The 25891-nt window shown below is 72.3% G+C and carries 26 protein-coding genes and 1 riboswitch; of the genes, 16 read left to right on the top strand and 10 right to left on the bottom strand.

Annotated elements, in window-relative coordinates:
• Positions 1 to 8 precede the first annotated feature (8 nt).
• The 3 genes from OHS33_RS09910 to OHS33_RS09900 all read left to right on the top strand — a co-directional run bounded on the left by OHS33_RS09910 (position 9) and on the right by OHS33_RS09900 (position 2305).
• Positions 9 to 476 carry a DUF5304 domain-containing protein gene (locus OHS33_RS09910; protein ID WP_330330014.1) on the top strand — a complete coding sequence of 156 codons (468 nt, stop codon included), beginning with the start codon at positions 9 to 11 and terminating at the stop codon, positions 474 to 476.
• Between the two features lie 62 nt (positions 477 to 538).
• Positions 539 to 1480: an ROK family glucokinase gene (locus tag OHS33_RS09905; protein WP_330330013.1), complete on the top strand. Its 942-nt coding sequence runs from the start codon at positions 539 to 541 to the stop codon at positions 1478 to 1480.
• Between the two features lie 72 nt (positions 1481 to 1552).
• The gene (locus OHS33_RS09900; RefSeq protein ID WP_330330012.1) at positions 1553 to 2305 is read left to right on the top strand and encodes an endonuclease/exonuclease/phosphatase family protein; all 753 of its coding nucleotides are present in this window, start codon (positions 1553 to 1555) and stop codon (positions 2303 to 2305) included.
• 741 nt (positions 2306 to 3046) lie between these two features.
• Here the strand turns inward: OHS33_RS09900 and OHS33_RS09895 are convergent.
• Complete coding sequence (locus tag OHS33_RS09895) at positions 3047 to 3616, bottom strand: hypothetical protein (protein ID WP_330330011.1); 570 nt, start codon at positions 3614 to 3616, stop codon at positions 3047 to 3049.
• Positions 3609 to 4388, bottom strand: coding sequence for an alpha/beta hydrolase (locus OHS33_RS09890; protein WP_330330010.1), 780 nt, complete (start codon positions 4386 to 4388; stop codon positions 3609 to 3611). Before OHS33_RS09890 ends, OHS33_RS09895 begins: the two co-directional genes overlap by 8 nt.
• A 165-nt stretch (positions 4389 to 4553) precedes the next feature.
• Between OHS33_RS09890 and OHS33_RS09885 the strand changes: the two genes are divergently transcribed.
• The 5 genes from OHS33_RS09885 (at position 4554) to OHS33_RS09865 (ending at position 9572) form a co-directional block, all read left to right on the top strand.
• The gene (locus OHS33_RS09885) at positions 4554 to 5297 is read left to right on the top strand and encodes a lysophospholipid acyltransferase family protein (RefSeq protein ID WP_330334981.1); all 744 of its coding nucleotides are present in this window, start codon (positions 4554 to 4556) and stop codon (positions 5295 to 5297) included.
• 77 nt (positions 5298 to 5374) lie between these two features.
• Complete coding sequence (macS, locus tag OHS33_RS09880) at positions 5375 to 6589, top strand: MacS family sensor histidine kinase (protein ID WP_330330009.1); 1215 nt, start codon at positions 5375 to 5377, stop codon at positions 6587 to 6589.
• The gene (locus tag OHS33_RS09875; RefSeq protein ID WP_330330008.1) at positions 6589 to 7272 is read left to right on the top strand and encodes a response regulator transcription factor; all 684 of its coding nucleotides are present in this window, start codon (positions 6589 to 6591) and stop codon (positions 7270 to 7272) included. The genes macS and OHS33_RS09875 overlap by 1 nt, the downstream gene beginning before the upstream one ends.
• A 187-nt stretch (positions 7273 to 7459) precedes the next feature.
• Entirely contained in the window at positions 7460 to 8488 is a 1029-nt protein-coding gene (locus tag OHS33_RS09870; RefSeq protein ID WP_330330007.1) for a 6-phosphofructokinase, read from the top strand.
• Between the two features lie 88 nt (positions 8489 to 8576).
• On the top strand, positions 8577 to 9572 hold the full coding sequence (locus tag OHS33_RS09865; RefSeq protein ID WP_330330006.1) for a 2-hydroxyacid dehydrogenase: 996 nt from the start codon (positions 8577 to 8579) through the stop codon (positions 9570 to 9572).
• A 54-nt stretch (positions 9573 to 9626) separates the two neighbouring features.
• On the opposite strand, the gene OHS33_RS09860 is transcribed toward OHS33_RS09865, so the two are convergent.
• Complete coding sequence (locus tag OHS33_RS09860; RefSeq protein WP_330330005.1) at positions 9627 to 11582, bottom strand: chorismate-binding protein; 1956 nt, start codon at positions 11580 to 11582, stop codon at positions 9627 to 9629.
• A gap of 262 nt (positions 11583 to 11844) precedes the next feature.
• On the opposite strand from OHS33_RS09860, the gene OHS33_RS09855 reads away from it, so the two are divergent.
• Positions 11845 to 13200 (top strand): class II 3-deoxy-7-phosphoheptulonate synthase, encoded by a 1356-nt coding sequence (locus OHS33_RS09855; RefSeq protein ID WP_330330004.1) that lies wholly within the window; start codon positions 11845 to 11847, stop codon positions 13198 to 13200.
• Positions 13201 to 13353: 153 nt separating this feature from the next.
• Positions 13354 to 13626, top strand: a complete 273-nt coding sequence (locus OHS33_RS09850) for a (2Fe-2S)-binding protein (RefSeq protein WP_330330003.1) — start codon at positions 13354 to 13356, stop codon at positions 13624 to 13626.
• Positions 13627 to 13648: 22 nt separating this feature from the next.
• On the opposite strand, the gene bfr is transcribed toward OHS33_RS09850, so the two are convergent.
• Positions 13649 to 14128 (bottom strand): bacterioferritin, encoded by a 480-nt coding sequence (bfr, locus tag OHS33_RS09845; RefSeq protein ID WP_330330002.1) that lies wholly within the window; start codon positions 14126 to 14128, stop codon positions 13649 to 13651.
• 166 nt (positions 14129 to 14294) lie between these two features.
• On the opposite strand from bfr, the gene OHS33_RS09840 reads away from it, so the two are divergent.
• Positions 14295 to 14927 carry a sulfite oxidase-like oxidoreductase gene (locus OHS33_RS09840; protein ID WP_330330001.1) on the top strand — a complete coding sequence of 211 codons (633 nt, stop codon included), beginning with the start codon at positions 14295 to 14297 and terminating at the stop codon, positions 14925 to 14927.
• 28 nt (positions 14928 to 14955) lie between these two features.
• Here OHS33_RS09840 and OHS33_RS09835 read toward each other — a convergent pair whose 3' ends face one another.
• The 3 genes from OHS33_RS09835 to OHS33_RS09825 all read right to left on the bottom strand — a co-directional run bounded on the left by OHS33_RS09835 (position 14956) and on the right by OHS33_RS09825 (position 18474).
• Positions 14956 to 15864, bottom strand: a complete 909-nt coding sequence (locus OHS33_RS09835) for a deoxyribonuclease IV (protein WP_330330000.1) — start codon at positions 15862 to 15864, stop codon at positions 14956 to 14958.
• The gene (gene pknB, locus OHS33_RS09830; RefSeq protein ID WP_330329999.1) at positions 15864 to 17789 is read right to left on the bottom strand and encodes a Stk1 family PASTA domain-containing Ser/Thr kinase; all 1926 of its coding nucleotides are present in this window, start codon (positions 17787 to 17789) and stop codon (positions 15864 to 15866) included. Before pknB ends, OHS33_RS09835 begins: the two co-directional genes overlap by 1 nt.
• A 463-nt stretch (positions 17790 to 18252) precedes the next feature.
• The gene (locus OHS33_RS09825; RefSeq protein ID WP_330329998.1) at positions 18253 to 18474 is read right to left on the bottom strand and encodes a hypothetical protein; all 222 of its coding nucleotides are present in this window, start codon (positions 18472 to 18474) and stop codon (positions 18253 to 18255) included.
• A gap of 323 nt (positions 18475 to 18797) precedes the next feature.
• Here OHS33_RS09825 and OHS33_RS09820 point away from each other — a divergent pair, with 323 nt between their 5' ends.
• Both OHS33_RS09820 and OHS33_RS09815 read left to right on the top strand, forming a co-directional pair.
• Complete coding sequence (locus tag OHS33_RS09820; protein ID WP_330329997.1) at positions 18798 to 19118, top strand: putative quinol monooxygenase; 321 nt, start codon at positions 18798 to 18800, stop codon at positions 19116 to 19118.
• Positions 19115 to 20353 (top strand): helix-turn-helix domain-containing protein, encoded by a 1239-nt coding sequence (locus OHS33_RS09815; protein ID WP_330329996.1) that lies wholly within the window; start codon positions 19115 to 19117, stop codon positions 20351 to 20353. The genes OHS33_RS09820 and OHS33_RS09815 overlap by 4 nt, the downstream gene beginning before the upstream one ends.
• A 568-nt stretch (positions 20354 to 20921) precedes the next feature.
• Here the strand turns inward: OHS33_RS09815 and OHS33_RS09810 are convergent.
• From OHS33_RS09810 to thiO, 3 genes are all read right to left on the bottom strand, one after another.
• Positions 20922 to 21725 (bottom strand): thiazole synthase, encoded by an 804-nt coding sequence (locus OHS33_RS09810; RefSeq protein WP_330329995.1) that lies wholly within the window; start codon positions 21723 to 21725, stop codon positions 20922 to 20924.
• Between the two features lie 4 nt (positions 21726 to 21729).
• The gene (gene thiS / locus OHS33_RS09805) at positions 21730 to 21957 is read right to left on the bottom strand and encodes a sulfur carrier protein ThiS (protein WP_330329994.1); all 228 of its coding nucleotides are present in this window, start codon (positions 21955 to 21957) and stop codon (positions 21730 to 21732) included.
• Positions 21954 to 23132, bottom strand: coding sequence for a glycine oxidase ThiO (gene thiO / locus OHS33_RS09800; RefSeq protein ID WP_330329993.1), 1179 nt, complete (start codon positions 23130 to 23132; stop codon positions 21954 to 21956). Before thiO ends, thiS begins: the two co-directional genes overlap by 4 nt.
• A riboswitch (TPP riboswitch) is annotated at positions 23130 to 23241 on the bottom strand. It overlaps the preceding gene by 3 nt.
• Positions 23242 to 23334: 93 nt before the next feature.
• Here thiO and OHS33_RS09795 point away from each other — a divergent pair.
• The 3 genes from OHS33_RS09795 (at position 23335) to thiE (ending at position 25804) form a co-directional block, all read left to right on the top strand.
• A complete protein-coding gene (locus OHS33_RS09795) occupies positions 23335 to 24630 on the top strand; it encodes an NAD(P)/FAD-dependent oxidoreductase (protein WP_443065277.1) in 1296 nt (431 codons plus the stop codon).
• An 80-nt stretch (positions 24631 to 24710) separates the two neighbouring features.
• Complete coding sequence (locus OHS33_RS09790) at positions 24711 to 25076, top strand: Rv2175c family DNA-binding protein (protein ID WP_330329992.1); 366 nt, start codon at positions 24711 to 24713, stop codon at positions 25074 to 25076.
• A 71-nt stretch (positions 25077 to 25147) separates the two neighbouring features.
• The gene (thiE, locus tag OHS33_RS09785; protein WP_330329991.1) at positions 25148 to 25804 is read left to right on the top strand and encodes a thiamine phosphate synthase; all 657 of its coding nucleotides are present in this window, start codon (positions 25148 to 25150) and stop codon (positions 25802 to 25804) included.
• Positions 25805 to 25891: the final 87 nt, after the last annotated feature.

Here is a 25891-nt window from a genome sequence, read left to right as displayed (position 1 = left end):
AGTCCGCCATGAGCGAGGCCACCGACCGTCCCGCAGACGACGACGCCTGGGCCAGGGCGTGCGCCGAGGACCTGGCCGCCGAGCGGGAACGCCGCCGCGCGCAGGGCGGGGACGGCTCCGCCACCGGGAGCCCCGCCGAGGAACTGTTCAAGCTCTTCGAGGCCGTCGCCGACAAGGTCGCGGGCCTCAACAACCCCTTGATGGGCATGGCCGCGCAGGGCGCCGCCCGGCAGTTCGTCAGCCAGGCCAAGAGCGCCGTCAAGCCCGTGATCGAGCGCAACCCCGAGGTCTTCGACCACCTCGCGGCCGCCGGCTCCGAACTGCTCGCCGCCTACCGCTCGGCCGTCGAGGGCCACGAGCGCCGCTGGACCCGGGACGAGCCCTCGCCCCGCACGCACCCCGCGCCCGGCCCCCGGGCCGACGGCAAGGACGACCAGGACGGACCCGGGTCCGCCGAGCGCATCGATCTCGACTGAATCCCGTCCAGTGCTCGGGTACCGTGGGCCCCGGCGGGGTTTGACCGGAAACCGAGGGACTAATGGGACTCACCATCGGCGTCGACATCGGCGGCACGAAGATCGCGGCCGGCGTGGTCGACGAAGAGGGCACCATCCTTGAGACGTACAAGGTGCCCACCCCGCCGACCGCGGACGGCGTGACCGACGCGATCTGCGCCGCAGTGTCCGAAGTCGGCAGCAGCCACACCATCGAGGCCGTCGGCATCGGCGCCGCCGGATACGTCGACGACAAGCGCGCGACCGTGCTCTTCGCGCCCAACATCGACTGGCGGCACGAACCGCTCAAGGACAAGGTCGAGCAGCGCATCGGGCTGCCGGTCGTCGTCGAGAACGACGCCAACTGCGCGGCCTGGGGCGAATACCGCTTCGGCGCCGGCCAGGGCCACGACGACGTCATCTGCATCACCCTCGGCACGGGCCTCGGCGGCGGCATCATCATCGGCAACAAGCTGCGCCGCGGACGCTTCGGCGTCGCCGCCGAATTCGGGCACATCCGGGTCGTCCCCGACGGCCTGCTGTGCGGCTGCGGCAGCCAGGGCTGCTGGGAGCAGTACGCCTCCGGGCGCGCGCTCGTCCGGTACGCCCGGCAGCGGGCCAACGCCACCCCCGAGAACGCGGTGACCCTGCTCGCGCTCGGCGACGGCACCCCCGAGGGCATCGAGGGCAAGCACATCAGCGAGGCCGCGCGCGCGGGCGACCTGGTGGCCATCGACTCCTTCCGCGAACTGGCCCGCTGGGCCGGTGCGGGCCTGGCCGACCTGGCCTCGCTCTTCGACCCGTCGGCGTTCATCGTCGGCGGCGGGGTCTCCGACGAGGGCGACCTCGTCCTCGACCCGATCCGCAAGTCCTTCAAGCGCTGGCTGATCGGCGGCGCGTGGCGGCCGCACGCGCAGGTCCTCGCCGCGCAGCTCGGCGGCAAGGCCGGGCTCGTCGGCGCGGCCGACCTGGCCCGCCAGGGCTGAGTCCGCGCCCTCTCGCACCCTGCCCGTCGCGCCCCTTGGGGGAGCGGCGGGCGGCTGCGTAGGTTGGCCCGTATGGACCTGCCACCGCTGCCGCCCTCGCTCACCGAGCCCGATGGTTCCGCCGTGATCCGGGTGCTGAGCTACAACGTGCGCTCCCTGCGCGACGACGAGGAAGCCCTGGTCCGGGTCATCCGGGCCTGCGCCCCCGACCTGGTGTTCATCCAGGAAGCCCCGCGGTTCTTCCGCTGGCGCAAACACGCGGCGCGGCTCGCGTCGAAGACGGACCTCGTGGTGCTGAGCGGCGGTGCGACGGCCGCCGGGCCGCTGCTGCTGTGCTCGCTGCGGGCCTTCGTGGAACGCACCGAGGACGTGCTGCTGCCGCTGACCCCCGGGGAGCACCGGCGGGGCTTCGCGACGGCGGTGGTCCGGATCGGCGGGGTCCGGCTCGGGGTGCTCAGCGCGCACCTGTCGCTGCGGGCGGCGGAGCGGTACGAGCAGGCGGGCATGCTGCTGGAACGGCTGGCCGGGATGGACGTCCCGTACGTGGTGGCCGCCGGTGACATCAACGAACGGCCCGAGGGGCCCGCGTTCCGGCGGCTTGCGGCCGAGCTGCAGGACGGCTGGGCGGTGGCGCCGTGGGGGGCCGAGCACACCTCGGAACACACGGATCCCGCGCAGCGGATCGATGCCGTGTTCGCTTCTCGGGGGGTGGAGGTGCTGGCCTGCGGGGTCCCCGTGGGACTTCCGGGGGTCTCCGCGGCCGACCTCCGCGCGGCGACCGACCACTACCCGGTCCTGGCCGCCCTCCGCCTTCCGCTCCCGTAGGGGCCGGGCTTGACGGTGCCGGGCCGGGGTAGCCGGGATAGCCGGGGTGCCGTGTCCGTCCGCGGGCCGGTGGCGCCTCCGGCGGGCCCTCAAACGCCGGGCGGGCTGGAAGTGCCCCCTGGCGGGGGCTGGCCCTGCGGGCAGAGTGCGCCTCTCGGCGGGGCTGGCCCTGGGGCCGGTGCGAGGGGTGCGGCCGCGGGCCGGTGGTGCCTCCGGCGGGCCCTCAATCGCCGGGCGGGCTGGGAGTGCCCCCTGGAGGGGGCTGGCCCTGCGGGCAGAGTGCGCCTCTCGGCGGGGCTGGCCCTGGGGCCGGTGCGAGGGGTGCGCCCGCGGGCCGGTGGTGCCTCCGGCGGGCCCTCAATCGCCGGGCGGGCTGGGAGTGCCCCCTGGAGGGGCTGGCCTTGGGTGGTACGGGTGGGCCGGTGGGGGCCGATTTAGCCTCGCCGGCGTTTGAGGCGCCCCCGGAGGGTCGAGCCGCGCGGCGCTTGAGCGGGCGCCGGGGCAGGGCCGGGGTGCCGGAGGTCCGGGCGCCGACGGGGCCGCGGCGGCTTCCAGCCCGCCCGGCGTTTGAGGGCCCGCCGGAGGCGAAGGGGGCGGGGGCGGACGACCGCGCCGCGGCCCGGGTCAGGCGAAGGGGGCCGGGCCGGAGGTCAGGAGGAGATGGCCGGGCTGCGGCCCGGGGGCCGGGCCGGTTCAGCCCGCCCGGCGTTTGAGGGGCCGCCGGGGGCTAAAGGGGGCGGGTCAGACGACCGCGCCGCGGCCCGGGTGGTCGTCTTCGTCGTCGTCGCCACGCGTCATACGGGCCACCAGCGTCGCGAACCCGCCCAGGAAGCCGCCGATGCCCAGCGTCGTCAGCCACCAGGTCATCTCCCACTGGAGCAGCACCGCCACCAGCAGCAGCAGCGGCCCGCCCACCACCGCCAGCCAGGCGAAGCGCGACGTGACGTCGCCGGAGGGGAGCGGCGGGGGCTCCGGCGGGACGAAGTGTCCTTCGTCCGAGGAGTCCCCGGAGTTGGCGGGGTCCGAAGACGGGTCCGCCGGCGCGTGGTCGCGCGGGCCGACGCCGACGCCCGGGGCGAAGACCACCGAGCTGCCCAGGACCGGCGGCCCGGCCGGCCCCGCCTTCTCCGGCGGCACGCCCGGCTCCGGCTGGACGTCCTCCTCCGGCAGCATCAGGTTCTCGATGGGTCTGAAGGGCCGCGCACCCGGCGGGTCCGCCGGCTCCTGCCCGTACCCGGCGACGATCGCCGCCCACGCCGCTTCCTCGTCCAGCGGCGGTACGCCTCCTGACGACTCCTCGTGCTCAGCCACCGCTGGCCGCCCCCTCCCTGCCGATGCTCTCCGCGAGCCGCCCGATGAACGCATAGCTGTCCGCGAAGATCCGCTCCGCGTCATGGTCCAACGTCGCGACGTGGTAGCTCTGTTCCAGCAGGGTCTCGGTGACATCGGTGGACGACACCCGGGCGAGCACCCGCGCCGAGTCCACGGGCGGGACGACGTGGTCCTGCGGGCTGTGCAGGAGCAGCAGCGGCTGGGTCACCTGGGGCAGCTCGGTGTCCACGATCCGCAGGAACTGGCGCAGCGAGTGCGCGGCCCGGGTCGGGACCCGGTCGTACCCGACCTCCGCCGAGCCGCCCTTGGCGATGTCGCTGGCGATGCCCGGGGTGGAGCGGATGAAGTGCCGGGCGACGGGCAGGGCGAAGGCCAGCGGGTCGTGCACCTTGTTGGCCGGGTTGACGAGGACCACACCGCTGATCGCGTCCCCGTGCTTGGCGGCGAGGCGCAGCGTGAGCGCACCGCCCATCGACAGCCCGAACACGAAGACCTGTTCGCACCGCTCCAGCAGCTCCCGCAGCGCCCGGTCGACCTCGGCGTACCAGTCCTGCCAGCCGGTGAGCTGCATGTCCTGCCACCGCGTCCCGTGCCCGGGGAGCAGCGGCAGCGACACCGTCAGCCCGCGCTCGGCCAGATAGTCGGCCCAGGGGCGCATCGACTGCGGGGAACCGGTGAAGCCGTGGCAGAGAAGGACACCGACCTCTCCGCCCTCGTGGCGGAACGGCTCGGCTCCAGGGAGGACGGGCACCTGAGTCTCCTTGATCATCACGTTCTGGGGGCGGGTGCGCTGTGTGACTTCACCGTACGCGACCGGGCTGACACCGACCAGGGTCGTCGGGCCGTCACGGGGCCGGTCACGGGTTAAGGTCTGTTCGACAGACAAAGGAAGGCTTTCGAGTTGATCTACGGCGCAATGAAGTTCTCGATCGGCGGTTCCCTGAAGCTCGCCTTCAGGCCGTGGGTGGAGGGCCTCGAAAACATTCCCGCCGAGGGGCCGGCGATCCTCGCGAGCAACCATTTGTCCTTCTCCGATTCCTTCTTCCTGCCCGCGGTGCTGGACCGGAAGGTCACCTTCATCGCCAAGGCGGAGTACTTCACTTCGCCCGGCGTCAAGGGCAAGCTGACGGCCGCCTTCTTCAAGGGCGTCGGCCAGCTCCCGGTGGACCGCTCCGGCGCGCGCGGCGCGGGCGAGGCCGCGATCAAGAGCGGCATCGATGTCATCGAACGCGGGGAGCTGTTCGGTATTTACCCCGAGGGGACGCGTTCACCCGACGGCCGTCTGTACCGGGGCAAGCCCGGCGGGCTGGCCCGGGTCGCGCTGGCCACCGGCGCCCCGGTGATCCCCGTCGCGATGATCGACACGGAGAAGATCCAGCCGCCCGGCAAGGTCATGCCGAAGCTGATGCGCCCGGGCATCCGGATCGGCAAGCCGCTGGACTTCAGCCGCTACCACGGCATGGACGGCGACCGCTTCATCCTGCGCTCGGTGACCGACGAGGTCATGTACGAGATCATGAAGCTCTCCGGCCAGGAGTACGTCGACATCTACGCGACCGCCGCCAAGCGGCAGATCGCCGACGCCGAGAAGGCCGCCAAGGCGGACCTCGCGGCGGAGGCCAAGGCGGACGCCAAGGAAACGGACGCCGAGCCGAAGTAGGGCTCCGGGCGGGGCGGGGCGGGGCACGAGCGGGCGGGCGGATCAGGCGTGGCCGCCGCCCGTAGGGGGTGGGGGAGATGGCGAAGCGCGAACGCGTCGTACGCATGTCGGTCGAGCAGCCGCTGTGGCGGGCGCTGACCGCCTACCGGCTGCTCACCGCCGTCTACGCGGTGCTGCTCTTCGCCTTCGCGCACCGCGAGTTCGACCGCCCGTGGGTGGCCGCCTGCTACCTCGGCTTCCTCGTGCTGTGGACCCTGGTCACCTTCTCCAGGGTGGCGACCGCGGCGAGTTGTACGAAGCCCTTCCTCTGCGCCGACCTCACCGTCGCGGTCGTCGGGATCCTGCTGACCCCGCTCGCCGACACCCAGGCGCGGATCGCCGCGGGCGGTCCGACCCTCCCGTCGATATGGAGCGCGGGCGCGGTCCTCGCCTTCGCCATCAAGGGCGGCTGGCGCTGGGCGGGTTTCGCCTCCTCCTTCGTGGCCGTCGCCAACATCGTGATCCAGCGCGGCGAGCCGACCCGGGACACCTTCCACAACGTGCTGCTGGTGTGGGTCGCCTCCATCGCCATCGGGTACGTCGTCGAGGTCGCCCGGGCCAGTGAGGCGACGCTCGCCCGCGCCCTGGAGATCGAGGCGGCGACCCGCGAACGCGAGCGCCTCGCCCGGGACATCCACGACGGGGTCCTCCAGGTCCTCGCCATGGTCCAGCGGCGGGGCGCGGAAGTCGGCGGCGAGGCCGCCGAGCTGGGCCGGATGGCGGGCGAGCAGGAGGTGGCGCTGCGCACCCTGGTCTCCAGCGGTCTCGTGCCGCCCTCCCGGATCTCCCGCGACGAGTCGCGGGGCGCGTTCGTGGACAGCGTGGACGTGGAGGAACCCGGCGCCGACGACGGGGAGCTGGACCTGCGTTCCCTGCTCGCCCCGCACGCCGGATCGCTGGTGAGCTTCGCGGAACCGGGCGCCCCGGTCCCGCTCCCGGCGCCCGCCGCGCGGGAACTGGCGGCCGCCGTCGGCGCCGCCCTCGACAACGTGCGCAAGCACGCGGGGGAGAAGGCCCGGGCCTGGATCCTGGTGGAGGACTGGGGCGACGAGGTGATCGTCACGGTCCGGGACGACGGGCCGGGCATCGCGGCGGGCCGGCTCGACCAGGCCGCGGGCGAGGGCCGGCTGGGCGTGGCCCAGTCGATCCGGGGGCGGCTGCGGGACCTGGGCGGCACGGCCGAGCTGGTCTCCGTACCGGGGCAGGGCACCGAAGTGGAACTGAAAGTACCGAGGGGGAGGACGGGTTCGTGATGAACACCGAACGCACTGGAGCGGCTGACATCAAGGTGATGGTCGTCGACGACCACCCGATGTGGCGGGACGCGGTCGCCCGCGACCTCGCCGCCGCGGGCTTCGACGTGGTCGCCACGGCGGGCGACGGCCCCGAGGCGGTCCGCCGGGCCCGCGCCGCCGCGCCCCACGTCCTGGTCCTCGACCTCAACCTGCCGGGCATGCCCGGCGTGCAGGTCTGCAAGGAACTGGTCGGCGCCGATCCCGCCCTGCGGGTGCTGGTCCTGTCGGCCAGCGGGGAGCACGCCGACGTGCTGGAGGCGGTCAAGTCCGGCGCCACCGGCTACCTGCTGAAGTCCGCGGGCGCCGGTGAACTCATCGACGCCGTGCACCGCACCGCGGTCGGCGACCCGGTCTTCACCCCGGGCCTGGCCGGTCTGGTCCTCGGCGAGTACCGCCGCCTCGCCGGTGACTCCGCCCCGGCCGCCGCCCACGAACCGAAGGCGCCGCAGCTGACCGACCGGGAGACCGAGGTGCTGCGCCTGGTGGCCAAGGGGCTGTCGTACAAACAGATCGCGGAACGCCTGGTCATCTCGCACCGCACGGTGCAGAACCACGTCCAGAACACCCTGGGCAAGCTCCAGTTGCACAACCGGGTGGAGCTGGTCCGGTACGCGATCGAGCGCGGCCTCGACGACGCCTAGGGCCGCGTGCCCGGCGCGCTCCCGGCCGCGTGTAGATCGTACGAATTCCCGTACGAGTGAACGGGAGTGCGCAACCACCCTTGAATTCACCGGAATTGACCCTTCAGGCGCGGGGCGGGTGACCTGCGTCACCACTAGCGTGGCCGCCGTGCGGGCTCAGCGGGCCCCTTGGCGAAGGGAAGATTCCATGAAGGTCGGAGTGCTGACCGGCGGCGGCGACTGCCCCGGGCTCAACGCGGTGATCCGCGCGGCGGTGCGCAAGGGCGTCCAGGAGTACGCGTACGACTTCATCGGGTTCAAGGACGGCTGGCGCGGCGCGGTCGAGGGCGACACCGTACCGCTCGGCATCCGTGAGGTCCGCGGGATCCTCCCCCGCGGCGGCACGATCCTCGGCTCCTCGCGCACCAACCCCTTCAAGGTGGAGCACGGGGTGCGCCGGATCAAGGAGAACCTCGCCAAGTACGAGGTCGACGCGCTGATCGCGATCGGCGGCGAGGACACCCTCGGGGTCGCGGCGAAGCTGTACGAGGAGTTCGGCATCCCCTGCGTCGGCGTCCCGAAGACCATCGACAACGACCTGTCGGCGACCGACTACACCTTCGGCTTCGACACCGCCGTCGGCATCGCCACCGAGGCCATCGACCGGCTGCACACCACCGCCGAATCGCACATGCGGGTGCTGGTCGTCGAGGTCATGGGACGGCACGCGGGCTGGATCGCCCTGCACTCGGGGCTGGCCGGCGGCGCCAACGTCATCCTCATCCCGGAGCAGCGCTTCGACGTGGACCAGGTCTGCGCGTGGGTGACCTCCCGGTTCAAGGCGAGCTACGCGCCGATCGTGGTCATCGCCGAGGGCGCCATGCCCAAGGACGGCGAGATGGTGCTCAAGGACGCCACGAAGGACTCCTTCGGACACGTCCGGCTGTCGGGCGTCGGCGAGTGGCTCGGGCGGGAGATCGAGGCGCGGACCGGCAAGGAGGCCCGTACGACGGTACTGGGCCACGTGCAGCGCGGCGGCACGCCGAGCGCCTTCGACCGCTGGCTCGCCACCCGCTTCGGGCTGCACGCGATCGACGCGGTGCGGGAGCGGGACTTCGGGAAGATGGTCGCGCTCCAGGGGACGGACATCGTCCGGGTGCCGATCGCCGAGGCCACGGCGAAGCTGAAGACGGTGGACCCGGCGCTGTACGCGGAGGCCGGGGTCTTCTTCGGCTGAGCCGACGGGCGTGGCCCCACCATGGGCCGTATCGTGACGAACGGTGCGCATACGGCCCATGGCCCATGGTCTACGGACGGGAGCAGGCGTGGAGATCCTGGCATTCGGTGTGACGGCCGACGAGAAGCCGCTCCTGGAGCGGGCCTTCGCGGGACAGCACGAGGTCCGCTGTCTGGACGTCTTCCTGAGCGAGGACACCGCGCCGATCGCGGCGGGCTACGAGATCGTGTCCTCCAGCGTGAACGCCGATCTGAACGGGCGGGTGCTGCGGACCCTGGCCGCGGGCGGGACGAAGATGATCGCCCAGCGCTCCACCGGCTTCAACAACATCGACCTGGAGATCGCGGGCCAACTGGGCCTCACCGTCGGCCGCGTCTCCTACTACTCGCCGTACTCGGTGGCCGAATTCGCCTGGACCCTGGCGATGGCGGTCAACCGGCGGATCGTGCGGGCCTCCAACCGCACCCGCGACTTCGACTTCCGGCTGAACGGCCTGATGGGCCGGGACCTGCGGGGCCGCACGGCGGGCGTGCTGGGCACCGGGAAGATCGGCGAGGCGTTCACCCGGATCGCCCACGGGTTCGGCATGAACCTGCTGGGCTGGGACGTCGCGCAGAACCCGGCGTGCGTGGACCTGGGCATGAAGTACGTCGAGAAGGAGGAGCTGTTCGCGGCGGCGGACCTGATCAGCCTGCACGTGCCGCTGCTGGACTCGACGCACCACATCATCGACTCGGCGGCGCTGCGGACGATGAAGGACGACGCGATGCTCGTGAACACCAGCCGGGGCGGGCTGGTGGACACCGACGCCCTCGTCAGCGAGCTGCGGGCCGGGCGGTTCTCGGGCGTGGGGCTGGACGTGTACGAGGCGGAGGCCGGGGTGTTCTTCCTGGACAAGTCGCTGGACGCGGTCGAGGACGACACGCTGGCGCGGCTGGTGACCTTCCCGCACGTGGTGGTGACCTCGCACCAGGCGTACTACACGCGGGACGCGGTGGAGCAGATCATCGCCACGACCGTCTCCAACGTGACGGACTATCTGGCGGGCCGCCGCTCGGAGAACACCCTGGTCCCGCCCGCCTGACCGGGCCGGCCCCCGGGGAAGGTGTGTCCCCGGGGGCCGGATCCGGCCGTACGGTCAGTGCCCGGGCCCGGTCGGCACCGGCCGCATGCTCGCCAGCAGGCCGCGGACCAGGTCCGCGCCCCGCAGGGTCAGCACCGACTCCGGGTGGAACTGGACCCCCGCGAACCCGCCGGTGCTGCCGGTCGTGCCGGTCGCGCCCGCCGTCGAGCGCAGCGCGTGCACCTCGTACGTCGCCGGGTCCCGGGAGACCTCGACGCCCGCCGCGGCCAGCCGGGCCGCCGCCGCGTCGTCGCAGCGCGCGGTGTAGGTGTTGTAGAAGCCCACGACCTCCCGCGCCCCGAACAGGTCGACCGGGACCTGCGCCCCCTGCGCGGGCTCGGCCTTGCGGACCAGCGGCAGGCCCAGCTCGGCGGCCAGCAGTTCGTGGCCCAGGCAGACGCCCAGGATCCCGCCCCGGTGCGTGGCCAGCAGGTCCCGGGCCAGCGCGCGCAGCAGCCGCATCCGGGGATCGGCGGGGTCCGCCGGGTTCCCCGGGCCGGGGCCCAGCACGACCGGGCCCGTCCACGCGAGGGCGGCCGCGCGCAGCCCCGGATCGTCGTAGCGGCGTACGGTCACGTCCAGCCCGCACACCCGCAGCACATGGGCCAGCATCGCGGTGAAGGTGTCCTCCGCGTCGATGACCAGGGCGTGCCCCTCGGCCGCGGCGGGCCGGTCCTGCATCCGCAGCCAGAACGGCGCCAGGTCCCGGCGGCGGTCCGCCAGGGCCGCCTGCACCCGGGGATCGTCACCGAGCCGGGCCGTCCCCGCGGCGGGCCGGGGCGCGGCCGGGCGGACCCCCAGGGCGGCCAGCACCCCGGCGGCCTTGGCGTGCGTCTCGGCGACCTCGCCCGCCGGGTCGGAGTGCCGCACCAGCGTCGCGCCGACCGGAACGCGCAGCGTCCCGTCGGGGGAGATGTCGGCGGTGCGGATCAGGATGGGGGAGTCCAGGGTCTGGGCGCCCTCGGCGTCCCGGCCGAGCAGGGCGAGCGCCCCCGCGTAGTAGCCGCGGCCACCGGATTCGTACCGCTCGATGACCCGGCAGGCGTTCTGCACCGGGGAGCCGGTGACGGTCGCCGCGAACATCGTCTCGCGCAGCACCTCCCGCGCGTCCAGCGTCGAGCGTCCGCGCAGCTCGTACTCGGTGTGCGCGAGGTGGGACATCTCCTTCAGCCGCGGTCCGACGACGACCCCGCCCCGGTCGGCGACCGTGCACATCATCTTGAGTTCCTCGTCGACGACCATCGACAGCTCCTCGGTCTCCTTGCGGTCGCCGAGGAAGGCGAGGAGGGACTCGGCCGTGGGGCCCCCGGCGGGATAGCGGTAGGTGCCGCTGATCGGGTTCATCACGACCGTGCCGCCGGTCATCCGGACGTGCACCTCGGGGCTCGCGCCGACCAGCGTCCTCTCGCCCGTGTGCACGACGTACGTCCAGTACGCGCCCCGCTCGGCCACCAGCAGCCGCCGGAACAGGGCGAGCGCGTCGGCCCGGCCGAAGCCCGGGATGCTGCCCTCGTAGGTGCGCCGGATGACGAAGTTCGCGCCCTCGCCGCGGCCGATCTCGTCCTCGATGACCCGCTCCACGGTCGCCGCGTACTGCTCGTCGGGGACGTCGAAGCCGCCGCCCTCGACCCGCACCGCGTGGTCCGGGAGCGCCGCCAGGGCTTCGGCGAGCGGGACGGCGTACGCCCGCTCGGCGGCCAGCACGCTCAGCGGGGTGCCGTCGTCGCGCACGTCGAAACCGCGCTCGCGGATCTGCCGGAACGGGACCAGGGCGAGCGTGGGCAGGTCCCCGAGCGGCAGGTCGGCCAGCCGCTGCGCCTCGTGGACCGGACCGGTCAGCACCTCGACGGTGTCGTGGTCCAGGCCGGGGGTGCGCCGGCGCAGCAGGGCAAAGGGCGGCGCGCTGTCGTCGAGCAGTGCGGCGACGTCCAGGGAGTGCTTCGTGTGCTTCGTGTGCTTCGTGTGCTTCATGGGACGGGCTGTCCTTCCAAGTGGGGTGCGTGGAGAGGAGCGGCCCGGAAACACCGAAGGCCGCCCCCGGGGGCGGCCTTCGCGTCTGTTCGGTGGGTACGCGAGTCAGTGGGCCGCCAACGGAGCGGTCCACCACCAGTTCTGGTTCGAGTGCGCGTACATGCCGGGAACCCTAGCCCATACGCGATCACGGCCGCGGACACCTGTCTCACGATTTGATCGCCGGGCTGGACGGGGCGTGTGACGACGTAATGTGTACGAGGTGACCGTGAACGCTGAAAACCAAGCCCCCGCCGCCAAGGCGACCTGGCGCGACCTTCCCGCGGCGCAGCAGCCTTCGTACCCCGATGCCGAGGCTCTGCGCGCTGTCGTCGCGGACCTCGAGTCGTATCCTCCGCTCGTCTTCGCGGGCGAGTGCGACCAGCTGCGCGCCCGACTGGGAGCCGTCGCCAAGGGCGAGGCGTTCCTGCTCCAGGGCGGCGACTGCGCCGAGGCATTCGACGGTGTCTCCGCCGACCACATCCGGGCCAAGCTGAAGACGCTGCTCCAGATGAGCGCCGTACTGACCTACGCGGCCTCCGTGCCCGTGGTGAAGATCGGCCGCATCGCGGGCCAGTACTCCAAGCCGCGCTCCAAGGACACCGAGACCCGCGACGGCATCACCCTGCCGACCTACCGCGGCGACTCGGTCAACGGCTTCGCCTTCACCGAAGAGGCCCGGATCCCGGACCCCGAGCGGCTGAAGCGGATGTACCACGCCTCCGCGTCGACCCTGAACCTGGTGCGCGCCTTCACCACCGGTGGTTACGCGGACCTGCGCCAGGTGCACGCCTGGAACCAGGACTTCGTGAAGGCCTCCCCCTCCGGGCAGCGCTACGAGCAGCTCGCGCGGGAGATCGACAACGCGCTGAACTTCATGAAGGCCTGTGGCACCGACCCGGCCGAGTTCAAGGCCGTGGAGTTCTACGCCTCCCACGAGGCGCTGCTCCTCGACTACGAAGGCGCGCTGACCCGCACCGACTCGCGCACCGGCAAGCTCTACGACACCTCGGGCCACATGGTCTGGGTCGGCGAGCGCACCCGCCAGCTCGACCACGCGCACATCGAGTTCTGCTCGCAGATCTCCAACCCGCTCGGCATCAAGCTCGGCCCCACGACCACCGTGGACGAGGCGCTGACGTACATCGACCGCCTCGACCCCGACCGCGAGCCGGGCCGGCTGACCTTCATCGTCCGCATGGGCGCCGACAAGGTCCGCGACAGGCTCCCCGAGCTGGTCGAGAAGGTCACCGCTTCGGGCGCGACCGTCGCGTGGATCACCGACCCGATGCACGGCAACACCTTCGAGGCGGCTTCCGGCCACAAGACGCGGCGTTTCGACGACGTGCTCGACGAGGTCAAGGGCTTCTTCGAGGTGCACAAGGCGCTCGGCACCCACCCGGGCGGCATCCACGTCGAGCTGACCGGTGACGACGTCACCGAGTGCGTCGGCGGCGGCGACGAGATCTTCGTCGACGACCTGCACCAGCGCTACGAGACGGCCTGCGACCCGCGGCTCAACCGCAGCCAGTCGCTGGACCTGGCGTTCCTGGTCGCCGAGATGTACCGCGACCAGTAAGTGGCTTTGCGTGACGGCGTGTGACGGTGGGGCGCGGATCGATGTGATCCGCGCCCCACCGTCGTATCCAGGCCTTTTAGGGAACCCTAAGTTTGGGTAGGGTTAGGTAAGCCTCACCAAGCGGGGGGCGGTCCGGTCCGGGAGGTGAACCGCGTGTACGTCTGCTCTTGCTTCGGCATCACGGACAAGCAGGTCAAGGCACACGCGGACGCGGGAGCGTGCACGCCGCGCCAGATCGCCTCGGCCACCAAGGCCGGCACCGACTGCGGCTCGTGCGTACGGACCATCCAGGGCATCCTCGGCCGGGGCGCGTGCCCCCGCCGCGAGCTGCTGGAGAAGGGCGACGCCGCCGCCGTGCTGGCCGCCGACCCGGTGCTCGCCGTCGCCGTCGCCGTCCCCGACGAAGCGCTCGCCCCGGCCGCGTAAGCCGCGCAACCACCCGTTCGGGCTAGCTCTCCGGCTGCTCCAGCAGCTGCGCGATGTACAGCGGCTCACCGATCTGCTTGATGATCTCCAGCTGGGTGTCGAGGTAGTCGATGTGGTGCTCCTCGTCCTCCAGGATCTCCTCGAACAGCCGCGCCGAGGTGACGTCACCCTTGCCGCGCATCACCTCGATGCCGCGCTTGAGGCGGTCGATCGCCTCGACCTCGACCTGGCGGTCCGCCTGGAACATCTCCGTCAGGGTCTGGCCGACCCGGACGTGGAAGAGTCGCTGGTAGTTCGGCAGACCGTCGAGCATCAGGATGCGCTCGGTGATCTTGTCCGCGTGCTTCATCTCGTCGATGGACTCGGCACGGGTGTACTTGGCGAGCTTGGTCCAGCCCTTGTTGTCCTGGATGCGGTAGTGCAGCCAGTACTGGTTGATCGCGGTCAGTTCGCCGGTCAGCTGCTCGTTGAGAAATTCAAGAACCTCGGGGTCGCCCTGCATGGCAGCGGGCTCCTTCCAAGTGGTGTGACGGGGCAGGTGCGCGCATCCTTGCACCGCCGCTCAGAGGCGTCCAGTAAGTGCCTCCTTAGTGGGAGTTACCCGGACTTGCCCGAATCGGCCCCGGGCCTGGTCATGACCACCCCGGTCCGTCTGTCACCATGGAGTCATGGGTCAGCCGGAAAGCCGCGAAACTGCGGAAGCAGCGCAGCCGGAGCTTCCTCCGGGACAGCGCTTGCAGCGGGGCTGGCCGGTCACCCACTACGGTCCCGTGCCCAAGTTCAAGCCGGACCGCTGGGAGTTCAGGGTCTTCGGCGCCACCGCCGACGGTGACAAGCACTGCTGGAACCACGAGGAGTTCTCGGCGCTGCCGTTCTCCACCGTGACCGCGGACCTGCACTGCGTGACGAAATTCAGCATGGCGGGGGCCGAATGGGGTGGTGTCCTCACCCGCGGCCTGCTGGAGCTGGCCCCGCCCGCGCCGACGGTCACCCACGTCATGGTCTGGGCCGAGTACGGCTTCAGCTCGAACCTGCGGCTCGCCGACTTCGCCTCGGAACGGGCCGTCTTCGCCACCCACCAGGGCGGTGAACCCCTGACCGCCGAACACGGCTTCCCGCTGCGGCTGGTGGTCCCGCACCTGTACGCCTGGAAGGGCCCCAAGTGGGTCCGCGGCATCGAGTACATGACCGCCGACCGGCGCGGGTTCTGGGAAGAGCGCGGCTACCACAACATCGGCGACCCCTGGCGCGAACAGCGCTACTCCTACCAGGAGGAACCGGGCGACGGCCCGGAACTCTGACCCGTCGCGGCCCCCTTTTCGCCGCCGGTCAGTGCAGTTCGCGCAGCTCCTTGAGCAGGGCCACGTCCGCCGCGTGCCCCTCCTTGCCGCCCGGCGTCTCGATGATCAGCGGTACGCCGTCCATCGCCGGGTGCGAGAACAGCTCGGCGAAGGCGTCGCGCCCGATGTGGCCCTGCCCGATGTTGGCGTGCCGGTCCTTGTGGGCGCCCACGCCCTCCTTGGAGTCGTTCGCGTGGACCAGCTTGAGGCGTCCCTCGCCCACCGTGTCCACCAGCAGGTCCAGCGTCTGCTTCGTCCCGCCCGGCTCCGCCAGATCGTGCCCCGCCGCGAAGATGTGGCAGGTGTCGAGGCAGATCCCGAGCTTGGGATGGGAGTCGAGGGCCTCGAAGTAGGGGCCGAAGTCCCAGGTCCGCGAGCACAGCGAGAAGCCCTGCCCGGCCGTCGACTCCAGCAGCAGGAACGGGTCGTCGTCATGCGTCAGTTCATCCAGCAGCGGCAGCATGTGCTCCCTGACCTGCGCGTACGCCAGCTCGCGCGGGCGGCCGCCGGTCGCCGAACCGGTGTGGACGACCACCCCGCGCGCGCCGATCTCACGGCCCCGGCGCAGCGAGTGGCGCAGTGACTCCACCGACTTCTCCACCGTCGCCTCGGTGTGCGAGCCGAAGTTGATCAAGTACGGGGCGTGCACGTAGACCGGAATCGACTCCTGCGCGCACTGCTCGCGGAACAGCTCGTCCTGCGCCGGGTTGCCCACCGGGGTCGCCCAGCCGCGCGGATTGGCGACGAAGACCTGTACGGCCTCGGCGCCCATCTCCCGGGCGTACGTCAGCCCCACCGAGGCGAGCCCGCCCGCGACGGGCACGTGCCCGCCCACCGGATTGCGCACCGGATTGCCCACGGGACCGCCCACCGGATTGCGCTTCACAGCCGCTTGCATCACAGCCCCCTGGTCTTGAGGGTGATCGTGCTGCCCTCCGGGGCGCTCTGGCCGGCCGGCACCGACTGGGTGTCGACGGTGTTGCTGAAGGAGAGGAACGGCCGTTCCACCTTCACCTTGAAGCCCGCGCCCTCCAGCGCCCGCTTCGCGGCGTCCACGTCCTGGCCCGCGACGTTCGGCACCGGGATCTGGCGCGGCCCCTTGGAGACCGTCAGCGTCACCGTGTCACCCGCCGCCGCCTGGGCGCCCGCGCTCAGCGACTGATTGGCGACCGAGCCCGCCGGGCTCGCCGAATTGACCTGCTCGGGCGCGACCTCGACCTTCAGGCCGAGCCCTTCCAGGCCCGCCCGGGCCTGCTCGACGCCCGCGCCGACCACGCTCGGCACCTGTACCGGGCGGCCCTTGCTGACCACCAGCGCCACGGCTGCGTCGGGGGCCCGCTGGGCGCCGCCCTCGGGGTCGGTCCTGACCACCGCGCCCTGGGGGAGGTCCTGGCTGAACTCCTGGGTGACGATGCCGGGCGCGAGCCCCGCCTTTGTCAGTTCGCCCTTGGCGGCGTCCAGCGGCTTGCCCTTGAGATTGGGCACGAGGACGACCTGCGGGCCGCGCGAGATGACGAGCGTCACCGCGCCGTTGCCGCGGATCCGCTTGCCGCTCTCCGGGTCGCTGTTCATCACGGTGCCGCGCTCGAAGGTGTCACTGAACTTCCGGTCGACCCCCTTCACCCCGAGGCCCGCCGCCGACAGCTGGTCGCGGGCCTGCTCCTCGGTCTTGCCGAGCAGGTGCGGGACCTGGGTGAACTGCCCCGAGCTTATGTACCAGACCCCGGTGCCGAGGCCCAGGGCGAGCAGGATCCCGGCGATGGTCAGGTACGTGCCGCGCCGGGGGCGGGGGCGGCGTACCGCGCGCGAGCGCTCCGGCCGGTCCGCCGGACCGGGGGGCGGGCCGGGGTGCGCCAGCCGGGAAGTGTGCTCCACCGGAGGCGCCGCGGGGGCCGTGCGCGGGATCACGCTCGTGCGGTCCTCGGCCGCCGTCCGCTCCTCGGCGCGCGCCTGCGGCGGTACGGCGTCCAGCTCGCCGTCGGTCAGCGCGGCGCGGGCCTCGCGGGCCAGCGCCAGCAGGGCCACCGCGTCGTACGGGCGCAGCTCCGGGTTGCGGGCGGCGGCCGCGGCGACCAGCCCGTCCAGCGCGGAGGGCAGCCCGGGGACGGCGGCCGACGGAGGCGGCACGTCCTCGTTGAGGTGCCGGTAGATCACCTGGGCGGGCGTGCCGCCGGTGTGCGGCTTGGAGCCGGTGAGCATCTCGTACAGCACCACACCACAGGCGTAGACATCGACACGGGTGTCGGTGAGACCGTTCTCGATCTGCTCGGGGGCGAGGTAGGAGACCGTGCCGAGGACGGAGCCGGTGGTGTCCGTGACGGAGTCGACACTGCGCACGAGGCCGAAGTCGGCGACCTTCACCCGGCCGTCGTCGCCGATCAGTACGTTCTCGGGCTTCATGTCCCGGTGCACGAACCCGGCACGGTGCGCGGCGCCGAGCGCGGCGAGCATCGGCTCCAGGATGTCGAGCGCGGCCCGCGGCCGCAGGGCGCCGCGCTCGCGGAGCACGTCGCGCAGGGTGCAGCCGGAGACGTACTCCATGGCGAGGAAGACGAAGGGGCCGTCCGTGCCCTGGTCGAAGACGCCGACGACATTGGGGTGCGCGAGCCGGGCCACGGACTTGGCCTCGCGGATGAACCGCTCGACGAAGGCGCCGTCGGCGGCGAGCGCCGGGTGCATCACCTTGAGCGCGAGCACACGGTCGAGGCGGGTGTCGACGGCCCGGTAGACCGTGGCCATCCCGCCGACCGCGATACGGGCGTCGATGCGGTAGCGGCCGTCGAGCACGCGCCCGACGAGGGGGTCGTCCAGGGTCGTATCCACCCGGCGATTCTACGAGTGCCGGGCGAGGTGCGGTCCCGGGGCCCCGGGGGTTGCAGCGCAGCTGTGACGCGGCGGCGGTACGGGCTCCCGCGCACCCGGCGCTTCCACCCCCTCGGGCCCCTGCCTCCGGCCCGGCGGCTGCCCACCCACCCCCTCGTCGCGCGCCCGGGGTCGGGGGGCGGCGGGGTCCGGGCGGGCCGCATCGGAGAGGGTTTGGGGATTCCCCGGCAGTCCCATCGTCCTTCCGTGGCGGGACGGCCTGTCAAGAGCGCTCCCTGCGGTCGCGTCGCTCCGCGATTTCGCTGCGCTCAACCCTTGACAGACCGCCCCGCCACGGAAAAACGAAGACCACCGGGAAACCCCCAAAGAACGGGCCGGACAGAAGGACACAGACGGGCCCGTCAGAGATGCGAGCCCACTCGGGAAGAGGCAACCCCAAAGGCCTCCTGGGAGCGGATGAGGATCACGTCATCCGGCTGACCGTTTCGATGTTGTGGATCGCGGTGGTGAACTCGCGGCCGGACGCGCCGCGGATGTAGGCCAACTCCATCCAACGCGCGTAGGTGGCGGAATCTGAGACGTTCTCGTTGATCACGGCCATCAACTCCCCTTCGGCGCCGGATGCGATGTCGCGGACTCGGCGACGCAGAAGCGGGTGGGGCACGTACTCGTAGCGCTCACTCATCGGACCCACCCTCGAAGGTGCCAAGGAAGCGCTCCCAGCCGACCAACGCCCGGTCGAGCAGGTCCGCACTGGGTTCGACCGCTGCAGTCACCCGATCCGAGGGTGTGTCCGAGGTGCTTGCTGTCTCGGTGGCTGAGGTGCCTACGGGGATCTGACGCATGTCCGCGTCTCCTTCGCGCAGCAGGGGAGCAGCAGCCCCCGATCACACCGGGTAGTAGCTCGACTACGAAGCCACTCGCAGCATTTCTGCGAGTCAAGAAGATCTGCTACTCGTAGAAACTCTGCGCATCAGAGAGACTGGCCGCGACTCGAAAGGAGCACTTATGAGCGAGGGATTCGGCCTGGTCGTGCGCTTCTCGTTGCGCGACGAGGAAGCCGCGACGGCATTCGACGAGCTGTGTGCAACCACCCTGGAGGGCATCAAGAGTGCAGAGCCGGGCACGCTGGCCTATGTGGTGCACGTACCGGAGGGCGAGCCGCTGGTGCGGGTGTTCTACGAGCTGTACGCGGACCGTGCGGCGTTCGGCGTCCATGAGGCGCAGCCGCACACGAAGTACTTCCTTGCTGAGCGGGAGCAGTACCTTGCCGGTGTCGAGGTCACGTTCCTCGATGTGACCGGCGGGAAGGTGGCAGCGCAGCAGTGAGTTCCGAGGAGCGGCGCGCCTTTGGCGCGCGAGTGGCCGGTCTGCGCAAGCAGAAGGGCATGACGCAGGGGGAACTCGCCACGGCCATCGGCCGTACGGCGAGCTGGCTGTCCCAGGTCGAGCGGGGCATCCAGCCGGTGAACCGCCTGGACGTGCTGCGGCTGCTCGCTGACGGCCTTGGCGTGCCGCTCCAGGTGCTGCAGCCCGATGCTCCCGCCCCGGCAGAGGTCGAGACGGCGTCCGAACCGGACACGAACGATCTCGATCAGGCTCGTCTTGTGCTCTCCGGGCACTCCGCGCTCGATGTCCTCCTGAGTCCCCGCCAGGACTTCAGTCCGGATTCCCTTACCGAACTTCGAGCATCGGTCGACAGGATCTGGGAGCTCACGCACGGCGGTCGGTTCGCCGAACTGAGCGCGGTCGTGAGCTCGTCTGTTCCGCTGCTGGAACGGGCCGTACGAACGGCTCCGGCTGCATACCTACCCAAACTGCACGATCTGCTGGCCAGGGTGTACCAAGCCCTGTCTGCGGCTTTCGTTCGCCAGAACGAGGCGGATGCCGCATGGGTTGCGGCGGACCGGGCGATCCGCGAGGCGGAGCTTTCCGGTAGTGCCCTCGGCGTCTTCGCCGGGATCTACCGCCTCTGCCACGCCTTCGTTCGGCTGAAGCGCCTCGACCAGGCCGAGCACACTGCCGCCCAGGCGGTCGGCGTCCTCCTGCAGCATGTCGAGACCAACGAGCCCACACCTGAGCACCTCTCCGTGCTGGGATCGCTGCACCTGATGCTGGCGCTCGTGCACGCCCGAGCGGGCGAGAGGACGTCGGCACGGCAGCAGATCGACGCCGCGCGAAGCGTCGCCAGTCTGCTGGGCGAGAACCGCAACGACTTCAATCTTGAATTCGGTCCCACGAACGTGGAGATCCAGGCCGTCTCGACCGCAGTCGAGCTCGGCGATGCCGGCGAGGCGCTCGACATCGCCAAGGGACTCCGCACGGACGGCCTTTCGTCCGAGCGGCAGGCGCGCCTGCTGATGGACCTGGGCCGAGCCCATGCGCAACGCCGCCAGTACGCCGACTCGCTGGACTGCCTTCTGCGCGCCGAGGAACTGGCACCCGAGGTGATCCACACCCATGCGGCGGCCCGGGCAGTCGTGCGAGACCTCGTACTCATCTCGGGCCGGTCCGCGTCAGACGAACTCCGCGCACTAGCCGAGCGCACGGACAGCCTCGCGTGAGCGCCACGACGCGGCGGAGCTGCCGGGCGGAGTGCCGGTAGCCGGCAGGGGCACCGGAGGACGGGCACAGGCGGTCGCCGGACGCTGAGGGGTGAGGAGCGTGTAGCGATCTGATGCGCCCGTCGTCCGCCCGCGCCGGATCCATGCCCTGGGAGGGTCCAGGGCATGGGGTTGGCCCTCCCGGAGCAGGGGCGCGGATCGCTGATGTGCCCGTCTGTGTCCTTCTGTCCGGCCCGTTCTTTGGGGGTTTCCCGGTGGTCTTCGTTTTTCCGTGGCGGGGCGGTCTGTCAAGGGTTGAGCGCAGCGAAATCGCGGAGCGACGCGACCGCAGGGAGCGCTCTTGACAGGCCGTCCCGCCACGGAAGGACGATGGGACTGCCGGGAAACCCCCGAACCCTCTCCGATGCTGGCCGGCCCGGACCCCGCCATCCCCCCGCCCCGGACCCCGCCGCGCAGAGCCGTCCGGGCCCGCCCCGGTCCCGAAGGGGGTGGGTGGGCAACCGCCGGGCCCGGGGCAGGGGGCCGCGGGGGTGGGGGCGCCGGGCGCGCGGGAACCCGTACCGCCCCCTCAGAACGCCGGGCGTTCCGGGTCCAGGGTGGCTCGGCCTTCCGCCGGGGAGGAGGCTTCCGCGAAGTGGCGGCGGGGGATGCGGCCGGCGCGGTGGGCGAGGCGGCCCGCTGATACCGCGTCTCGCATGGCTGCCGCCATCAGGACCGGGACCTGTGCACGGGTCACCGCCGAGGCCAGCATCACCGCGGCGCAGCCGAGTTCCATGGCCAGGGCCGCGTCGGAGGCGGTTCCGGCTCCCGCGTCGAGGATCACCGGCACCCCGGCCCGCTCCACGATGAGTTCGAAGTTGTGCGGGTTGCGGATGCCGAGCCCGGACCCGATCGGTGACCCGAGCGGCATGATCGCCGCGCAGCCCACGTCCTCCAGCTTCCGCGCGAGCACCGGGTCGTCGTTCGTGTACGGGAGGACGGTGAAGCCCTCGTCGACCAGGGTCTCGGCGGCGTCGAGCAGTTCGACCCCGTCGGGCAGGAGGGTCCGCTCGTCGGCGACCACCTCCAGCTTGATCCAGTCCGTGCCCAGCGCCTCCCGTGCGAGCCGCGCGGTCAGCACGGCCTCGCCCGCGGTGAAGCAGCCCGCGGTGTTCGGCAGGACGGCGATGCCGAGCCGGTTCAGGACGGAGAGGACGGATCCCTGGACGGTGGGGTCCAGGCGCCGCATGGCCACGGTGGTGAGCTGGGTGCCGGAGGCGGTCAGCGCCCGTTCCAGGACGTCGAGGCTGGGCGCGCCGCCCGTACCCATGATCAGGCGGGAGGAGAAGGTCCGGCCGCCGAGGGTGAACAGGTCGTTGGGGTCGTTGGCCATGCTGTCAGCCTCCCTGGACCGCGGTGAGGACTTCGACGCGGTCGCCGTGGGCCACCGCGGTGGCGGGCCACTGGCCGCGCGGGACCACGGTTTCGTTGAGTGCGGCGGCGACCCCCTTGGGCGCGGCGGTCAGCGTGGCGACGACCGCGTCCAGGGTGGTGCCCGCGGGGATCTCGCGCGGTTCGCCGTTGACGGAGATGACGGAGGTGTCGGAGGTGTCGGAGACGGTCATGCGGGGGACTCCTCGCGTACGGCGGAGAAACGGCGCGGGCTGAAGGGGCGGGCCACCTCGGGCAGCTCGCCGCTGGTCAGGACGTCGGCCAGCACCTCGCCGGTGACCGGGGTCAGCAGGACGCCGTTGCGGTAGTGCCCGGTGGCCAGGTGCAGCCCGGGCAGTTCGGTCGGGCCGAGCAGCGGGGCGTTGTCGGGGGAGGCGGGGCGCAGGCCCGCGCGGGTCTCGGTGAGCGGCAGCTCGGTGATCCCGGGCACCAGTTCGTGGGCGTCGCGCAGCAGCTCGTACACCCCGCCCGCGGTGACGGTGGTGTCCCAGCCGAGTTCCTCGCTGGTGGCGCCGACGACGAGTTCGCCGTTCTCGCGCGGAACCAGGTAGACGTGGCTGCCGCGGACCACCGCACGGACGGTCCTGGACAGGAACGGCGCGTACGCGGGCGGCACGGTGAGCCGCAGCACCTGCCCCTTGACCGGCCGTACGGGCGGCAGCGCGCGCGGCGGTACGCCGGCCAGCCTGCCGCTGAGGCTGCCCGCGGCCAGGACCACCTGATCGGCGGCCTGCTCGGTGCCGTCGTCGAGCAGTGCTCCGGCGGCCCGGTCGGCGGTGACGGTGAGCCGGGCCGCGTTCGCCCGGCGGATGACCACCCCGGCCCGTTCGCAGGCGGCCAGCAGGGCGGCGGCGAGCCGCCGGGGGTCGACCTGGTGGTCGCCGTCCACGCGCAGCCCGCCGCGTACGCCGGGGGCCAGCATCGGCTCCAGGCGGCGGCATTCGCGGCCGGTCAGCCACTCGGACTCCAGGCCGCAGCGGCGCTGGAGGGCGTGCAGTTCGCGCAGGTGGACCCGGTCGTCGGCGTCGAGGGCGACGGCGAGGGTGCCGCAGGCGCGGTAGCCGATGTCCAGGCCGCCGCTCGCTTCGGCGAGGTCCGCGGCGAAGGCGGGGTAGCGCTCGGCGGAGGCGAGGTTCAGGCCCAGCAGGGTCTCCTCGCCGTAGTGCAGCTCGGTGACGGCGGCGAGCATGCCGGCCGCGACCTGGGCCGCGCCGCCGCCGGGGGCGGGGTCGGCCAGTACGGTGCGCAGTCCGCGCCGGGCGGCCTGCCAGGCGGTGACCAGGCCGATGATGCCGCCCCCGATGACGAGGACATCACATCCCCGGCCGGAGTTTCCGGAAGAATGCATGGGCGTCCAGCCCCTCCCTTCGCCGGCATGACCCGGATCAGGTTCGTACGGTCGGAGGCCGTCCAGCCTCCCTCTCAGCCCGGTCCGCCGGACTCCCGCGATAGGTACGGTGGCCAGACTAACCCCGCCGCCGGGGCCGGGTAAGGCTGCCTCCCCCGCCTCCCTATTCCTGACGGATCGTCAGATGATTAGGGTGGGTGCCGTGAACGAGCAGACCGAGCAGACGGCCGAGCAGCCGCACGGGCAGACGCCCACGACACCGCCCGCCGCGACCCCGCCCGCCGTGGTGATCGTCGGCGCCGGAATGGCCGGGGTGCAGACCGCGGTGGCCCTGCGGGAACAGGGCTTCACCGGCCCCGTGATCCTGCTGGGCGCCGAACCCCACCAGCCCTACGACCGGCCCCCGCTCTCCAAGGCCGTCCTCCTCGGCAAGGCCGAGGGCGCCGCCTTCGACGTGGACTTCGCCGGCCTGGACATCGACCTGCGGCTCGGCGTCGAGGTCACCGCGCTCCGCGCCGCCGACCACGCGCTCGACACCACCTCGGGCCCGGTCGCCTACGGGGTCCTGGTCCTGGCCACCGGAGCCGAACCGCTCACCCTGCCCGGCACCGAGGGCGTCCCCGGCGTCCACCTGCTGCGCACCCTCGACGACGCCGAACGGCTGCGGCCGGTGCTGGCCACCGCCCCCGAGGCCGTGGTGGTCGGCGCGGGCTGGATCGGCGCCGAGTTCGCCACCGCCGCCCGCGAGGCGGGCTGCGCCGTCACCGTGGTCGAGGCCGCCGACCGGGTCCTCGCGGGCGCCCTGCCCGCCGAGGTCGCCGCCCCCATGGCCGACTGGTACGCCCAGGCCGGGGCCCGCCTGATCACCGGGGCCAGGGTCGCCGGGATCGAAGCGGCCCGGGACGGGGCCCCGGGCCGGGTGCTGCTCGCCGACGGCAGCGCGCTGCCCGCCGGCGCCGTGGTCGTCGGGATCGGCGCCCGCCCCGCCACCGGCTGGCTCGCCGGGACCGGGGTGGCGCGCGGGAGCGACGGCTCGGTCACCGCCGACGCCCACCTGCTGACCTCGCTGCCCGACGTGTACGCGGTCGGCGACTGCGCGTCCTTCCCGTCCGCGCGCTACGGCGCCCGGCTCCTCGTCCACCACTGGGACAACGCCCTCCAGGGCCCGCGCACGGTCGCCGCCAACATCCTGGCGGCCCTCGCCGGGGAGCCCGCCACCGTCTACGACCCCGTCCCGTACTTCTGGTCCGAGCAGTTCGGCCGCTTCGTCCAGTACGCCGGGCACCACGCCGGGGCCGACACCCTGCTGTGGCGCGGCGACCCGGCCGACGCCACCTGGTCCGTGTGCTGGCTGCGCGCCGGGGCGCTGGTGGCGGTGCTCGCCGTGGGCCGCCCGCGCGACCTCGCGCAGGGCCGCAAGCTGATCGAGTCCGGCGCGGCGGTGGATCCCGCGAAGGTCACGGACCCGTCCGTTCCACTGAAATCCACCACCCTGTAGCCGGGCTTCGGCCGGGTGGGGGACCCCCGCCCGGACGGCCCGACTACCGGCTGTCAGTCCCGGATGGCACGCTTGTCCTCGTGACCGAGATTGACGCAAAGATCGAAACCCTCGTCCCTGCCTGGCTCTACCTCCCCGACATCGCGGAGATGCTCGGCATCGAGGTGACCAAAGTCCGGCAGATGGTGAAGGAAGGCCAGCTCATCGCGGTGCGCCGCGGCGAGAACCGCTCCCTCCAGGTGCCGGCCGCCTTCATCGACGGCGACAAGGTGGTCAAGGGCCTCGTCGGCCTGCTGACCGTGCTGCGGGACGACCGCTTCTCCGACGACGAGATCCTGGAGTGGCTGTTCACCGCCGACCCCACCCTGCCGGGCACCCCCGTGCAGGCCCTGAGCGAGAATCGCGGCACGGAGGTGAAGCGTCGCGCTCAGGCGCTCGCCGTCTGACCTGATCCGCTCCACGTGGTGTGCGGGCCCCCAGTGGCCCGTACACCACGACCACCACGGGGGTTCTCCCAATGCGGCCCACGCAGCCCATGCAGCAGCTGTCCGACGCCCGGCTCTACCTGTGCACGGACGCCCGCAAGCGACAGGGAGACCTCCCCGAGTTCCTCGATGCCGTCCTCGCGGGCGGGGTCGACATCGTCCAGCTGCGCGACAAGGGCATGGAAGCGGGCGAGGAACTGGAACACCTCCAGGTCTTCGCCGAGGCCGCCCGGCGCCACGGCAAGCTCCTCGCCGTCAATGACCGCGCCGATGTGGCCCACGCCATCGGCTCCGACGTCCTGCACCTGGGCCAGGGCGACATCCCCGTGCCCGCCGCCCGCGCCATCCTCGGCGCGGGGGTGCTGATCGGCCGCTCCTGCCACGCCGAGTCCGAGGTGGACGCCGCCGTCGCCGAACCGGGCGTCGACTACTTCTGCACCGGCCCCTGCTGGCCCACCCCGACCAAGCCCGGCCGCTTCGCCCCCGGGCTCGGCCTGGTCCGCCACACCGCCTCGCTCGCCCAGGACCGCCCCTGGTTCGCCATCGGCGGGATCGACGCCGGGAACCTGGACGAGGTGCTGGACGCGGGCGCCGAGCGGGTGGTGGTCGTCCGCGCGATCACCGCGGCCACGGACCCGGGCGCGGCCGCCGCGGACCTCGCCAAGCGGGTCCGCGAGCGCCTGGGCTGACCAGCCCGCCGACCTGACCGGCGCCGACCGGTGCCGCCGTTCGCATGCGCTGCCGGGTGTCCGGCCGACTCTGTCCAAAAACGTGTC

Source organism: Streptomyces sp. NBC_00536 (genome assembly GCF_036346295.1).
Classification (GTDB): domain Bacteria; phylum Actinomycetota; class Actinomycetes; order Streptomycetales; family Streptomycetaceae; genus Streptomyces.
This window is presented reverse-complemented; position numbering and strand designations above follow the sequence as displayed.